This is a genomic window from Falsarthrobacter nasiphocae, from assembly GCF_031456275.1.
Lineage (GTDB): Bacteria > Actinomycetota > Actinomycetes > Actinomycetales > Micrococcaceae > Falsarthrobacter > Falsarthrobacter nasiphocae.
Genome location: NZ_JAVDUI010000001.1, coordinates 1,470,907 through 1,483,722 on the forward strand (window position 1 = coordinate 1,470,907; position 12,816 = coordinate 1,483,722).

The 12,816-nt window shown below is 70.2% G+C and carries 14 protein-coding genes; 10 read left to right on the forward strand and 4 right to left on the reverse strand.

Features of this window, described 5'->3' with window-relative positions:
* Entirely contained in the window at nt 1-684 is a 684-nt protein-coding gene (locus J2S35_RS06635; RefSeq protein WP_309851268.1) for a potassium channel family protein, read from the reverse strand.
* Nucleotides 677-2,083 (reverse strand): TrkH family potassium uptake protein, encoded by a 1,407-nt coding sequence (locus J2S35_RS06640; RefSeq protein ID WP_380083854.1) that lies wholly within the window; start codon nt 2,081-2,083, stop codon nt 677-679. Before J2S35_RS06640 ends, J2S35_RS06635 begins: the two co-directional genes overlap by 8 nt.
* A 209-nt stretch (nt 2,084-2,292) precedes the next feature.
* On the opposite strand from J2S35_RS06640, the gene J2S35_RS06645 reads away from it, so the two are divergent.
* The 10 genes from J2S35_RS06645 to J2S35_RS06690 all read left to right on the forward strand — a co-directional run bounded on the left by J2S35_RS06645 (nt 2,293) and on the right by J2S35_RS06690 (nt 10,315).
* Nucleotides 2,293-3,504 (forward strand): acetoin utilization protein AcuC, encoded by a 1,212-nt coding sequence (locus tag J2S35_RS06645; protein ID WP_309851273.1) that lies wholly within the window; start codon nt 2,293-2,295, stop codon nt 3,502-3,504.
* A gap of 14 nt (nt 3,505-3,518) precedes the next feature.
* Nucleotides 3,519-4,256: an ArsR/SmtB family transcription factor gene (locus tag J2S35_RS06650; RefSeq protein WP_309851276.1), complete on the forward strand. Its 738-nt coding sequence runs from the start codon at nt 3,519-3,521 to the stop codon at nt 4,254-4,256.
* 281 nt (nt 4,257-4,537) lie between these two features.
* Entirely contained in the window at nt 4,538-4,636 is a 99-nt protein-coding gene (locus J2S35_RS06655; protein WP_003792170.1) for a 30S ribosomal protein bS22, read from the forward strand.
* A gap of 87 nt (nt 4,637-4,723) precedes the next feature.
* Nucleotides 4,724-5,017, forward strand: a complete 294-nt coding sequence (locus tag J2S35_RS06660; RefSeq protein WP_309851278.1) for a glutaredoxin family protein — start codon at nt 4,724-4,726, stop codon at nt 5,015-5,017.
* A gap of 94 nt (nt 5,018-5,111) precedes the next feature.
* Nucleotides 5,112-5,798, forward strand: coding sequence for a histidine phosphatase family protein (locus J2S35_RS06665; RefSeq protein ID WP_309851281.1), 687 nt, complete (start codon nt 5,112-5,114; stop codon nt 5,796-5,798).
* Nucleotides 5,799-5,948: 150 nt separating this feature from the next.
* A complete protein-coding gene (locus J2S35_RS06670) occupies nt 5,949-6,557 on the forward strand; it encodes a TlpA family protein disulfide reductase (protein ID WP_309851284.1) in 609 nt (202 codons plus the stop codon).
* A 6-nt stretch (nt 6,558-6,563) separates the two neighbouring features.
* A complete protein-coding gene (locus J2S35_RS06675) occupies nt 6,564-7,352 on the forward strand; it encodes a cytochrome c biogenesis CcdA family protein (RefSeq protein WP_309851286.1) in 789 nt (262 codons plus the stop codon).
* Nucleotides 7,353-7,364: 12 nt separating this feature from the next.
* On the forward strand, nt 7,365-8,951 hold the full coding sequence (gene resB, locus J2S35_RS06680) for a cytochrome c biogenesis protein ResB (RefSeq protein ID WP_309851288.1): 1,587 nt from the start codon (nt 7,365-7,367) through the stop codon (nt 8,949-8,951).
* A complete protein-coding gene (ccsB, locus tag J2S35_RS06685) occupies nt 8,948-10,054 on the forward strand; it encodes a c-type cytochrome biogenesis protein CcsB (RefSeq protein ID WP_309851290.1) in 1,107 nt (368 codons plus the stop codon). The genes resB and ccsB overlap by 4 nt, the downstream gene beginning before the upstream one ends.
* A 9-nt stretch (nt 10,055-10,063) precedes the next feature.
* Entirely contained in the window at nt 10,064-10,315 is a 252-nt protein-coding gene (locus J2S35_RS06690) for a DUF4229 domain-containing protein (RefSeq protein WP_309851292.1), read from the forward strand.
* Between the two features lie 301 nt (nt 10,316-10,616).
* On the opposite strand, the gene J2S35_RS06695 is transcribed toward J2S35_RS06690, so the two are convergent.
* Both J2S35_RS06695 and J2S35_RS06700 read right to left on the reverse strand, forming a co-directional pair.
* Entirely contained in the window at nt 10,617-11,543 is a 927-nt protein-coding gene (locus J2S35_RS06695) for a 1,4-dihydroxy-2-naphthoate polyprenyltransferase (RefSeq protein WP_309851294.1), read from the reverse strand.
* A 95-nt stretch (nt 11,544-11,638) separates the two neighbouring features.
* Nucleotides 11,639-12,799, reverse strand: coding sequence for an AMP-binding protein (locus J2S35_RS06700; protein ID WP_309851296.1), 1,161 nt, complete (start codon nt 12,797-12,799; stop codon nt 11,639-11,641).
* Nucleotides 12,800-12,816: the final 17 nt, after the last annotated feature.

The window sequence follows — 12,816 nt, forward strand, 5'->3', positions numbered from 1 at the left end:
CTAGAGCTGGGCCGCGAACCGCTCGAGGAGCGGGACCTCGCCTGCGACGATGAGGGTGTCATCGCCTGCGACAAACGTGTCCGCCTGCGCGTACGTGAAGTCCTGGCCGGGGGACTTGACGCCCACGATGGTCACGCCGAACTTCTCGCGGATGCGGGACTCCGTGAGCGTCTTGCTGCGGACCTCCTGCGGCGGGTACATCTTGACGATCGCGAAGCCGTCGTCGAACTCGATGAAGTCGAGCAGGCGCCGACCCACGAGGTGAGCGGTTCGCGTGCCCGCGTCCGCCTCGGGGTACACGACATGGTGCGCGCCGATGCGCGTCAGGATCTTGCCGTGGGACGGTGTGATGGCCTTGACCCAGATCTGGTCGATCCCGAGGTCGACGAGGTTCGCCGTGATGAGCACGCTCGACTCGATGGACGTGCCCACGCCGACGACGGCCGACGTGAACTCCTGGGCACCGAGCTGCTCGAGCGCCTCGATGTTCGTCGCGTCCGCCTGGACCACGTGCGTCAGGAGCCCAGAGAACTTCTGCACGAGGTTCGCGGACTTCTCGATGGCGAGGACCTCGCGGCCCTGGCGCACGAGCTGCTCCGCGGTGGCCGCGCCGAAGCGACCGAGCCCGACGACGAGGACGGGCCCGTCGAACTCCCGCTGTTTCTGGTTGGAGTTCCTAGCCAATGATCGGCCTCTCTTCCGGGAAGTGGTACAGGGTTCGGCGCTCGCGCAGGGCGAGCGCGGCGGCGAGCGTCACGGTGCCGACGCGGCCGAAGAACATGAGAATGGTGAGGACATACTTGCCCTCGGCCGGCAGCTCGCCGGACAGGCCCGTGGACAGGCCGCACGTGGCGAAGGCCGAGATGACCTCGAAGAGGACCCGGTCCAGGCTCTCGTGCGAGATGCGCAGGAGCAGCAGGGTGCCCACGGCGACGATGGTGCCGCCCATGACGATGACCGAGATGGCCACGCGCATGGCTCCCGGCGGGATGGTGCGGCCGTAGACCTTGACATCCTCGTCGCCCCGCGCCTCGGCGAGAATCGCGAGGAACATGACCGCGATGGTCGTGACCTTGATGCCGCCGGCCGTGGATGCCGAGCCGCCGCCGGCGAACATGAGCATGTCCGTCAGGAGCATGGTGTCCGAGGTCATGGCGTTCATGTCCACGAGGTTGAAGCCGAGCGAGCGGGACATGACCGAGGCGAAGAGGGCGTGGACGATCTTGTCAGGGGTGCTGAGCGTGCCGATCGTCTTGACGTTGTCCCACTCCATGAGCCCCCAGAGGATGGCGCCGACGACGAGCAGCAGCAGGCTCATCTGGACCGTGAGCTTGGCGTGCAGGTTCCACGTGCGGAAGACGAGGCCCTTCTTGATGAGCACGAGCATGACCGGGAAGCCCAGGGATCCGACGAACCCGCCGAGCATGATCGGCACGAGGATCCAGAGGTCGAACTCGTACGGGATGAGGCCGTCCGAGTGGGGCGTGAAGCCCGCGTTGTTGAACGTGGAGATTGCGTAGAAGACGCCGTGCCAGGCGGCCTGGGCCGGGGTCTCCCCGAGGGTGAGGAAGCGTACGAACAGCCACAGGGCGATGATGGCCTCGGCGACGAGGGACACCGAGATGACGATCCGCAGGAGCGAGCCCACCTCGCCGAGCCGGTTGCCCGAGTTCATGGCCTCCTGGGCGATGAGCTTGCCGCGCACCCCGAGCTTCTTGGACACGACGAGGGCGAGGATCGAGGCGAGCGTCAGCGTCCCGAGGCCGCCGATGAAGATCCCGAGGAGGATGACGGCCTGGCCGAAGAAGGACCAGTGGTCCGCGGTGGAGACGACCGTCAGCCCCGTCACGCACACGGCCGACACGGCCGTGAAGAGGGCGTCATGGAGCGGGGTGGACTGTCCGTTGCTCGACGCGGCCGGCAGCATGAGCAGCACCGTGAACAGCGTGACGATGAGAAGGAAGGCCAGAATCGCAAGGCGCGCGGGGGAGGAGTTGATGGCCGACTCGACGAGGTTGCGGCTCGAGACGAACGAGGAGAGGACCGTCCGCTGCGGAGCGGGGCGGGCCGAGGTGAGCCGCATCGACGTGGCGGCCTCGTGCCGGGAGGGGTCGGTCAGCACGTGATCACTGGGGAGGGCATGGCGGGTCTTCCATCGGGCGTGGGAATCGGGGACGGGCCTGACCCGGCCCGCTGCGGGATGAGCTTCAGTGGCCGAGCGGGCTGTCACCCCAGCTGCGGGGGCCGTCATGAAAGGCCTCAACCCACAGCCCTTAGCGTAGCCTGTTCGGCATGTACAGTCCTTCCGGTTTCTCCTTTCCTCCGGTACCGACGTCGTTCATCTACTCGGACAGCCTGCTGCGCTACAAGTTCTCGCCCAAGCACCCCATGGACCCGGTGCGGCTGGACCTGACGAAGCGGCTCGCGGAGGAGCTCGGCGTGTTCGAGCTGCCCAACGTCGAGATGCACCGTCCGCACGTGGCCTCGCGCGAGGAGCTCGAGACCGTCCACGATCCGGACTACATCACTCGCGTCATGACGACGAGCGCGGACCCCTCCGTCACGGATGCCGCCCGTGGGCTCGGGACGCAGGACAACCCGGCGTTCGCGGACATGCACGTCGCCGCGGCCATGATCTTCGGAGGCTCGGTGCGCGCGGCTGAGCTCGTCGCGGACGGGCGGGCCAAGCACGTGGTCAACTTCGCCGGCGGGATGCACCACGCGGCTCGCGGCGCGGCCTCGGGCTTCTGCATCTACAACGACGTCGCGGGGGCCATTGCCCGCCTCCTCGAGGCGGGGTTCACCCGCGTCCTCTCCATTGACATCGACGCCCACCACGGCGACGGCACGCAGGCGATCTTCGAGAACGACCCCCGCGTCCTCACGGTGTCCCTCCACGAGTCCGGGGTCTCCCTCTTCCCGGGCACGGGGTTCCCGTACGAGACGGGCGGGCCCGACGCGCCCGGTTCGGCGGTGAACATCGCGGTCCCTCCGGGAACGTCCGACGCCGGCTGGCTGCGCGCCTTCCACGCCGTGGTTCCGCAGGTGGCGGCCGCGTTCAAGCCGGAGGTCATCGTCTCCCAGCACGGGTGCGACTCGCACTCGGACGATCCGCTGAGCAACCTGCGCGTGAGCGTGGACGCGCAGAGGATGGCGGCGATCTCCATCGCGGGCCTCGCCCACGACCTGTGCGAGGACCGGTGGATCGCGACCGGCGGCGGCGGCTACGACGTCGTCGGCACCACCCCCCGCGCCTGGACGCACCTGTGCGCTGTCGCGGCAGGCAAGCCCATCTCCGTCACGGAGGCGACGCCGGACGCCTGGCGGCGGTACGTCAAGGAGCGGTGCGAGAAGGATGCGCCTGCGGCGATGGGCGAGGACGTGGACACCTGGTGGCGCTCCTGGGAGGTGGGGTTCGACCCGGACGACCCCGTTGACCGCGCGATCATGGCCACACGCAAGGAGGCGCTGCCCCTTCACGGACTCGATCCCTGGTTCGACTAGATAGGCTGGACCCCATGACTGTGGAGACCGGCGGGGACGAGCGACTGGAGCGACTTCTCACGAGCCTGGGGGAGCCCACTCGGCGCCGGATCGTGCGGGCCCTGGGGCCTGAGCAGCTTTCGGTGACGGAGATCGTGGAGCGCCTCGGCATTTCGCAGCCGGCGGCGTCCAAGCACCTCCGGGTGCTCCGCGAGGCGGGCGCCATTGAGATGCGCCCCGACGCCCAGCGCCGCCTCTACCGGGTGGATCCGGCGGCCTTCCGTGCCCTGTCCGCCTGGGCTCTTGAGACGGCCGGGCTGGTCTCCCATGACGACGACGCGGCCGCCGCGCCCGACCCCGCTCCGGCGGAGCCACAGGCCCCGGCCGCGGACGAGCCCCCCGCGGCGGCCCCGGCCGCGAGCGAGCTCGCCGCCGAGCCCCGCCCCCAAGCCGCCCGGGCTGCAGACGCACAGGCCTCGACCCAGCCTCCTGCGGGTCCCTCTCGCGTCGAGAGGCCGGCCGTCGGAACGGGGCCGCGCCGGGCCACCGCGTCGTCGCGCGTCCAGCAGCCCCGGCCCGCCGCGGAAGGCGAGGCGCCAGCCACAGCCCCCGGAGCCTCAACCGCGCCCTCCCCGCGGCCGGAGCTGGCCGAGACCGAGGCCGCGCAGGCCCGCCAGGCCCAGAAAGACGCCGAGGGCACGGCCTCGTTCCTCCAGAATCTCGCGGGCCTGCCCCGCCTGTCCCGCCTGACGCGCCGCCGCAACGGGCGCTGAGCCGGGACCGCCGAACCGGGACCGCCGAACCGGGGCCGCCGAACCGGGGCCGGGACGCGCCGCGCGGACGTTCCGTCGCCTCCGCCGGGCACCCGAGCACGAGGCGTGGATTTCGCGAGGACACAGCATGACCGGTATGCTCGAAAGTCGGGTGTCCAATGGGTTGACATCACGTGTCAACCCGGCCGAGGACAGATGATCGTTTCGCGCAAGCGAATCCACGACTGCCGCACCCGCCCCGAGCGGGCGTCGAGCGGCACAACCATTTTGTGAGGAACCGCATGGGCTCTGTGATCAAGAAGCGCCGCAAGCGTATGGCAAAGAAGAAGCACCGCAAGCTTCTTCGCAAGACTCGCCACCAGCGTCGCAACAAGAAGTAGGCGTGACAACTGCGGGCCGGACACCTCACGGTGTCCGGCCCGCAGTGCGTTCAGAGACGGGCTGCCGCGCGCGATAGCCTGGTGGGCATGACTGAGCTGAGCCCCGTCCCCGCCGGCCATGGGGACCCACTGCGCGCAGCCGCAGTCGTGCTCGTGACAAGCCGCGAGTGCTCCGCCTGCCGGGCGGCCAAGCCGCTCGTCGCGGACGTCGCCGCGGAGTTCGGCGTTGAGGCGCGCGAGGCCCGGATCGAGGATCACCCCGAGCTGGGGCCGCGCATGGGCGCCGAGATCCCCGTCCTCGTCATCGACGGCGTTCCCCGGGACTTCTGGGTGATCGACCCGGCACGGTTCCGCCGCCTCATGGCCGAGCGCGCCGCGTAGCCCGCCGCCGCTCGCGGGGCGTTGCAGGCAGGCCGAGCGGCACACCACGGAGCCCGGCCAGGAGTCTTCCGGCCCGACCTGGCATCATGAGGACATGACCCACGAGCTCCTCACCACTGTCCATGTCGTGCGCCACGGCGAGGTCTACAACCCCGAGGGCGTCCTCTACGGCCGGCTGCCCGGCTACCACCTCTCCGACCTGGGGCGGGAAATGGCCGAGGCGGCGGCGGACCACTTCATGATGCTCGCCGCAAGCGGCGAGCGGATCACGCACCTCGTCTCATCCCCCCTCGAACGCGCCCGCGAGACCGCCGAGCCCACGGCCCGCGCGCTCGGTCTGCCCGTGAACATCGACGAGCGCCTCATCGAGGCGGCCAACGCCTTTGAGGGCCTGAGCGGCATGACGTCCCGGATCAAGAGCCCCGCCTCGTGGCCGCTGCTCTACAACCCATTCCGACCCTCGTGGGGAGAGCCCTACGCCGCGCAGGCTGCTCGCATGGCGCGCGCCATCGACGCCGCCCGGGAAGGCGCGGAGCGCAACGCCGGAGTCCGGGCGCCGGGCACCCGGGTGGCGGCCGTCGTCGTCAGCCACCAGCTTCCGATCTGGGTGGCCCGCCGCTCCGCCGAGCGCCGCCGCCTCTGGCACGACCCGCGATCCAGGGAGTGCTCGCTCACATCCGTGACGAGCTTCGACTTCCGCGACGGCGCGCTCGAAGGGGTCCGGTACGACGAGCCGAACATCGAGCTCACGCACGGCGCCGCGAGCATCCCGGGCGCGTAGCGGGGGAGGCCGCGGGGCGTGTCCCCGGGGCGCGGTCCTGCCGCCGGCCCCGGGGAGGCCGGATGGAGGCTTCGGGGCCCGCAGCGGGGCGGCGGGGGAGGAGCGCCCCCACAGAGCGACCTCTCAGGCTCGTTTGCCATACTGGAAGGCATGTCTGCCCTCCCGCCTCGCAGTGCGCTGAACCGCCGTGCCGTGCTCGGTCTCGCGGCCGCCGCCATGACCCTGCCGCTGGCCGCATGCGGCGAGAAGTCTGACCTTGCGAAGCAGGCCGCAGACGGGGACGGAAAGAACTACATCGCCGGGGACGGCTCCGTGGAGGAGTTCGCCAAGGACAAGCGCGGCGAGCCCATCTCCTTCGAGGCACCGCTCTTCAGCGGCAAGACGGTCAAGGCGGAGGACTACCGAGGCCAGGTCCTCGTCATCAACTTCTGGTACGCCTCCTGTGCCCCGTGCCGCACCGAGGCCCCCGTGCTCAAGGAGCTCTCCGCCAAGTACAAGGGCAAAGGCGCCGCGTTCCTCGGCGCCAACGTTCGGGACGAGAAGGAGACGGCGGAGGCGTTCGAGCGCGCGTTCGGCATCGCCTACCCGTCCGTGCGGGACATCGAAGGCAAGGTCCTCCTCGCGCTGTCCAAGTACGTGCCGCTCAAGTCCGTGCCCGTGACCGTCGTCGTGGACCCGGAGGGCCGCGTGGCCGCCCGCATCCTCGGCGCCGCAGACAAGTCCACGCTGGACACGCTCATCAAGGACAACATCGCCTGAGCCTCCATGTCTGAACCCCTGAGCGCCCTCGCCCCCCTGGCCGCCGCCAACCCGTTCGCTGAGACGGTCGCCGACGGCCCCCTCCTGCTTGCCATCCCCGTGGCGGCCCTTGCGGGGCTCGTGTCGTTCCTCTCGCCGTGCGTCCTGCCGCTCGTCCCCGGGTACTTGGGGTACGTCACCGGCCTGTCCGGCGAGGAGCTGGAGAACGGGCGCAAGTCCCGCGTGGTCCCCGCCGTCGTCCTCTTCGTCCTCGGCTTCTCCGTGGTGTTCGTCCTGGCCGGCGCGGTCTCCGCCCAGCTGTTCTACTGGATCAACGGTGACGGGCGGTGGCTGACCCGGGTCCTGGGCGTCGTCGTCATGGTCCTGGGGCTGGGCTTCATGGGGCTCATCCCCTGGCTCCAGGGCCAGGCCAAGCTGGCCTGGCAGCCGCCGCGCGGTCTCGTGGGCGCGCCGCTGCTCGGCGCGGTCTTCGCGCTCGGGTGGGCGCCGTGCATCGGGCCCACGCTGGCCGCGGTCCTCGCAATGTCCAGCGCCCTGAGCCCCGATCCCTGGCGAGGCGCGTTCCTCGCGTTCGTGTACTGCCTCGGGCTCGGCATCCCGTTCGTCCTCATCGCCTTCGGCGTGCGGCGCGGGCTCGGACGCCTCGCGGCCCTGCGCAAGCACCGGCGCGCCATCTCCCTCGCGGGCGGCGCGCTGCTCGTCCTCCTCGGCCTCCTCATGGCCCTCGGGCTCTGGACCGAGTGGATGAGCGCGTTCCAGAACTGGTTCAGCACCGAATACTCGGCCCCGATCTAAGGCACCTCACTCATGGCCCACGCATCTGACGACATCGCACAGCCGAAGCTCGGTCCGCTCGGCTGGCTCAGGTTCGTCTGGACCCAGCTCACGTCCATGTCGACGGCGCTGTTCTTGCTCCTGCTCCTCGCCGTCGGCGCGGTTCCCGGCTCAATCTTCCCGCAGCGCTCCGTGGACGCCGTCAAGGTGGCCCAATACAAGAAGGACCACCCGGACCTCTTCCCGGTCCTCGACGCGCTCCAGTTCTTCGACGTCTTCTCCAGCGCGTGGTTCTCCGCGATCTACCTCCTCCTCTTCATCTCGCTCATCGGCTGCGTCATCCCGCGCGCCCGCGTCCACTACCGGCACTGGCGCTCCGCCCCGCCGAAGACCCCGGCCCGCCTCGAGCGGCTGCCGGAGCACGGCTCCCTCGAGGCCGGCGACGGGTGGACGCCCGCCGGGGCGGCTGACGCGGCCGCAGCCCTGCTGCGCAAGCGCGGTTACCGTGTGGACGTCCGGCCTGCGGCAGGTGGGCGCGGTCCCTCCATCGGCGCCGAGCGGGGCCTCGTCAAGGAGCTCGGAAACCTCGTCTTCCACGCGAGCCTCATCGGCGTCCTCATCGCCGTGGCCATCGGCGGGCTCTACGGGTACAAGGGGCAGCGGATCATCGTGGAGGGGGAGACCTTCGTCAACACCCTCGCCTCCTACGACACGTTCAACCCGGGAAGCCGCTTCTCCGAGGACTCGCTGACGCCCTACGCGGTCAAGCTCGACAAGTTCTCGGTCCAGTTCGACCGCGACTCCAAGTCCCACTACGGCCAGCCGCTCGCCTTCCACGCGGACGTCACCACCGACACCGGCGAGGGACCCCAGAAGCAGGTCCTTCAGGTCAACAGCCCGCTCTCGCTCGGCGGGGACAAGGTCTACCTCATCGGCAACGGCTACGCGCCCGTCATCACGGTGCGCGACGGCCAAGGCAAGGTCGCCTACCAGGGTCCCGCGGTGGCCGTCCCGCAGGACGGCATGTACACGTCCCTGTTCGTCCTCAAGGTGCCGGACGCCAAGCCCGGTCAGCTCGCCTTCTCCGGCTTCCTTCTGCCGACGACGATGAGGAACGCCCAGAACGTGTCGTACTCCGCGGACCCGGATCCGTTCGCACCCACGCTGACCCTGAACTCCTACACGGGAGACCTCGGCCTCGACGCGGGCAAGCCGCAGAACGTGTACGTTCTGGACACGAAGCCACTCACGGAGCTCAACAGCCGGGCCAAGGGCAACGGCATCGTGCTCGCCCCGAACCAGACGGCCGAGCTGCCGAACGGACTCGGCTCCATCACCTTCAGCGGGCTCAAGCGGTACATCGCCGTGGACGTCCACCACGACCCGGGAGAGGGCCTCGCGGCGCTCTTCGCCGGGCTCGCCTTCTTCTCGCTCATTGCCTCGCTGCTCATCGCTCGCCGTCGTCTTTGGCTCACGTTTGAGCCAGGCGACAATGGACGGACTGTCATTGGATATGGCCTCTTGGCCCGCGGTGAGGACCTGCGCCTCTCCCGGGAGGCGCAGGCCGTCCGCGAGCTCCTCGAGAAGCACCTCACCTCAGATTCGGAGAACCGCTCATGATCGCACCGGTTAACGAGCAGCTCGGCCAGTTGGCCGGCGACCTCGTCTACTTCGCGGCTGCCACCTACGCGGTGGCGTTCATCCTTTTCACGCTCGATTTCGCCCGTGCGGCCGCGGCCAAGCCCGCAGCCGCCAAGGCGGCAGGCACGGCGTCGGAGCGGACGGTCTCCGGGGCCCGCCGCCCCGCGATGGCCTCGGCTGGCGCCGGGGGCTCGTCCGAGGACTGGTTCGAGGACGGCGAGGCCCGGGAGAACGCGGCATCCACCCCGGGTGCGCGCGCCAGCGGCCGGGCCGATGACGAGCTCTTCGCCGACGCCGAGATGGAGTACGACTCCTCGCGGGTCCGCCCCCAGGGCCGCGCCGCGGTGGCCATCATGGTCATCGCCGCGCTCATCCACGGCACGGCCGTGGTCATGCGCGGTGTCGCCGCACACCGCGTGCCGTGGGGCAATATGTATGAGTTCTGCACCACGGGCGCGTTCATCGTCGCCGCCGTGTTCCTGCTCGTCCTCGTCCGGCGGGACCTCCGCTTCCTCGGAGCCTTCGTCACGGGCCTCGTGACGCTCATGCTCTGCGCCGCCGCGATCGGCTTCCCCACGCCCGTGGGCAACCTCGTCCCGGCTCTCCAGAGCTACTGGATCGTCATCCACGTCTCCATCGCCGTGCTCTCCTCCGCACTCTTCACGCTGACGTTCGCCATGGCCGTCCTCCAGCTGTTCCAGGCACGGCGCACGGCCCGCATCGAGGCCACCGGGGTGGACCCCATGCCCGTCCTGAGCCGTGTGCCCTCCGCCGCGAGCCTCGAGAACTTCGCGTACCGGATCAACATCATCGCGTTCATCTTCTGGACCTTCACTCTCATCGCCGGGGCCATCTGGGCGAATGAGGCGTGGGGCCGCTACTGGGGCTGGGACCCCAAGGAAGTCTGGACGTTCATCATCTGGGTGGTCTACGCGGCCTACCTGCACGCCCGTGCCACGCGAGGCTGGACCGGCACGCGCGCCGCCTGGCTGTCCATCGCGGGCTACGCCTGTGTCATCTTCAACTTCGCCGTGGTCAACGTGGTGTTCAACAGCATCCACTCGTACTCCGGACTCAAGTAAGGGGCAGTCGTGCCGTTCATCAAGTTCACCCTCTTGCGCTTCGGCGTGGCCCTCGCGGTGTTCGCCCTGTGCGCCTACCTCCGCGTGGGTTTGGTCATGGCCGCGATCGTTGGACTCATTGTGTCCTGGGCCGTGGGGTACCTGTTCTTCCCGGCGCTGCGCGAGCAGGCCGCCGGCTACCTCCAGCGCCGCTACTCTCCCTCGGCCCCGCACCGCATGAAGTCCGAGGAAGAGGACGCCGCGGCGGAGGACCGCCTCTAGGCAGACCCCGGCCACGGCTTCTTCTCCAGGCGCCCCCTCATCCGCACCAGCGGGGAGGGGGCGCTCCTGCGTCAGTGGCCCCGACCAGGTTCGCCCCCGTGTTTGGCACCTGGAGCTCGTTCGCCCCCGTGTTTGGCACCTGGAGCTCGTTCGCCCCCGTGTTTGGTGTTTGCCACTGACATTGCGGGGGGTGAACGCCAGTTCAGGGGGCGAGCGTGGGCGTGGGCGGTGGGAGAGGGGTGAACGCCAGTTCAGGGGGCGAGCGGCCGCATGGAGGGCGGGCGCGGGGTCCCTGGCCGGGCTAGGAGGCGCGCGTCAGGGCCGAGCCCACGACGGCGGCCGCGAAGAGCAGGCTGAACACGAGCGTCAGGATGCCCGTGGTCTTGAGGACGGGGATGAGCTGGGCCCGCTCCAACGTGCCGGCCCGCAGCATGGACCGAACGGGGCCCACCGCCAGGGCGCCCGCCAGAACGGGGAGCAGCGCCCACAGCCCAAGACGGCCCACGAGCAGCACCGGCAGCAGGCAGCCCACGGCGCACTGAGCGGCGAAGGCCGCGCGGGCCCGCGAGTCGCCGAGGCGGACGGCAAGGGTCCTCTTGCCGACCTCCCGGTCCGTCGGGATGTCCCGGACGTTGTTGGCCATGAGCAGCGCCATCGCGAAGAGGCCGATCGACACGGCTGCCACCCACGCGGGGCCCGACAGCGAGCCCACCTGGGTCACGGCCGTTCCCAGCGTGGCCACGAGGCCGAAGAACACGAACACCATGACGTCGCCAAGGCCCATGTACCCATAAGGCCGCGACCCGCCCGTGTACCCCCACGCCGCGAGCACGCAGACGATCCCCACAAGAATCAGCCACCACAGGCCCGAGCTCAAAGCCAGCACCGTGCCCGCGAGGCCGGCGACCCCGAAGCACGCGAACGCCGCGCGCTTGACCGCCGCGGGCTCGGCAGCGCCGGAGCCGGTCAGCCGGAGCGGGCCCACGCGGACGTCGTCGGTCCCACGGATCCCGTCCGAATAGTCATTGGCGTAGTTGACGCCCACCTGCAGCAGAACCGAGACAATGAGCGCGAGGAGCGCACGGGCCCACGCCGGGACGGGGCCCGCAGCAAGCCAAGCGCCCTGGTCCGCCTCAAACGCGGCGGCCGTGCCGGCGACGACGGGGGCGACAGCCATGGGGAGAGTGCGGGGCCTGGCCCCTTCGAGCCATTGGGCGGCAGTGGCCATGAATGCGGTGATCCTTGTTCTTCAGGTGGGGCGTGCAGCACCCGGAGCCGCCGCGGAGGGTCGGCTGGAGCGGGCGTGATTGGACCCTGAAGACTTTACGCCGTCTCCGCCGAGATCCCGGAGGCGAGGTGGAGGGCCCGGATCATCGAGACCCGGTCCTCCTTGCCATTGGGCAGCAGCGGCAGGTGTGGCGCCGTGAGGACGAGTTTGGGACGCATGGCCCCGCTCAGCCTCTCGCGCGCCGCCGCGAGCACCTCGGCGGTGGGCCTGGGGCTCGCGACGAACGCCGCGACGGCTTGGCCCCATTCCGGGTCCGGCAGGCTCGTCACGAAGGCAGAGTGGACGCCCGGAATCTCCTCGAGGACCTCGCGCACCGCCAGTGCGGAGACTTTGACCCCGCCGGTGATGATCACGTCGTCGATGCGTCCCGTGACGCGCAAGCGGCCGTCGTCGTCCACAGAGCCGTTGTCTGCGGTGCGGAACCAGCGCGTGGTGCCGTCCGAGCGGAAGGCGCGGTCCGTCAGCTCCGGATCCCCGAGGTAGCCGCTTGCGATGGTGGGGCCGCCGAGGATGATGCGCCCCTCGTGGAAGTCCAACTCCACCCCGGGCAGCGGGGTCCCGTCATAGACGCAGCCGCCGGCCGTCTCTGCGGAGCCGTACGTCTGAATGACGTTGAGGCCCTCGCGCGCCGCCTGGGCCCGGAGGCGAGCCGGGGTGGCGGCGCCGCCGAGGAGGATCGCGTCGAAGCGGCGCAGGGCGGGCAGCGCGGTCTGCTTGGGGTCGTCGAGGAGGCGGGCCAGCTGCGTGGGAACGAGAGAGGTCAGCCGTCGCCTGTCAGTCAGCTCGCTCGCCGCATCCGCGAAGCCCTGCGGGGTGAAGCCCCCCGACGTCAGGGATGGGTCAATGGCCGGCGGCAACCCTGAGTAGAGGGAGCGCACGAGCACCTGAAGGCCTGCCACAAAATGGACCGGCAGCGCGAGGAGCCACTGCCCCTCGAACCCGAGCCGCTCCGCCGTGGCGGCGGAGGAGGCACCGAGTGCCTCCGTGGTCAGCATGGTCTGCTTCGGCGTTCCGGTGGAGCCGGACGTGCAGACGACGACGGCGATGTCGTCGTTGGGCAGGGTCTCCGCGAACTCCATGGACGGGTCAATGTGGGGGGCCACCGCCGGGCCGTCCCCGGACAGGGCGTCGTGCAGCGGGGTGAGGAGGCGGCGCGGGTCGTCTCCATCGCCCAAACAGAGGGGGAGCAGATCCACGAGCGAGTCCTCTCCGG

Bases quoted from the DNA above. Each gene is read 5' to 3' on its own strand.
- J2S35_RS06640 (WP_380083854.1), bottom strand. From the start codon at position 2,083: ATGCGGCTCACCTCGGCCCGCCCCGCTCCGCAGCGGACGGTCCTCTCC.
- J2S35_RS06645 (WP_309851273.1), top strand. From the start codon at position 2,293: ATGTACAGTCCTTCCGGTTTCTCCTTTCCTCCGGTACCGACGTCGTTC.
- J2S35_RS06650 (WP_309851276.1), top strand. From the start codon at position 3,519: ATGACTGTGGAGACCGGCGGGGACGAGCGACTGGAGCGACTTCTCACG.
- J2S35_RS06655 (WP_003792170.1), top strand. From the start codon at position 4,538: ATGGGCTCTGTGATCAAGAAGCGCCGCAAGCGTATGGCAAAGAAGAAG.
- J2S35_RS06660 (WP_309851278.1), top strand. From the start codon at position 4,724: ATGACTGAGCTGAGCCCCGTCCCCGCCGGCCATGGGGACCCACTGCGC.
- J2S35_RS06665 (WP_309851281.1), top strand. From the start codon at position 5,112: ATGACCCACGAGCTCCTCACCACTGTCCATGTCGTGCGCCACGGCGAG.
- J2S35_RS06670 (WP_309851284.1), top strand. From the start codon at position 5,949: ATGTCTGCCCTCCCGCCTCGCAGTGCGCTGAACCGCCGTGCCGTGCTC.
- J2S35_RS06675 (WP_309851286.1), top strand. From the start codon at position 6,564: ATGTCTGAACCCCTGAGCGCCCTCGCCCCCCTGGCCGCCGCCAACCCG.
- resB (WP_309851288.1), top strand. From the start codon at position 7,365: ATGGCCCACGCATCTGACGACATCGCACAGCCGAAGCTCGGTCCGCTC.
- ccsB (WP_309851290.1), top strand. From the start codon at position 8,948: ATGATCGCACCGGTTAACGAGCAGCTCGGCCAGTTGGCCGGCGACCTC.
- J2S35_RS06695 (WP_309851294.1), bottom strand. From the start codon at position 11,543: ATGGCCACTGCCGCCCAATGGCTCGAAGGGGCCAGGCCCCGCACTCTC.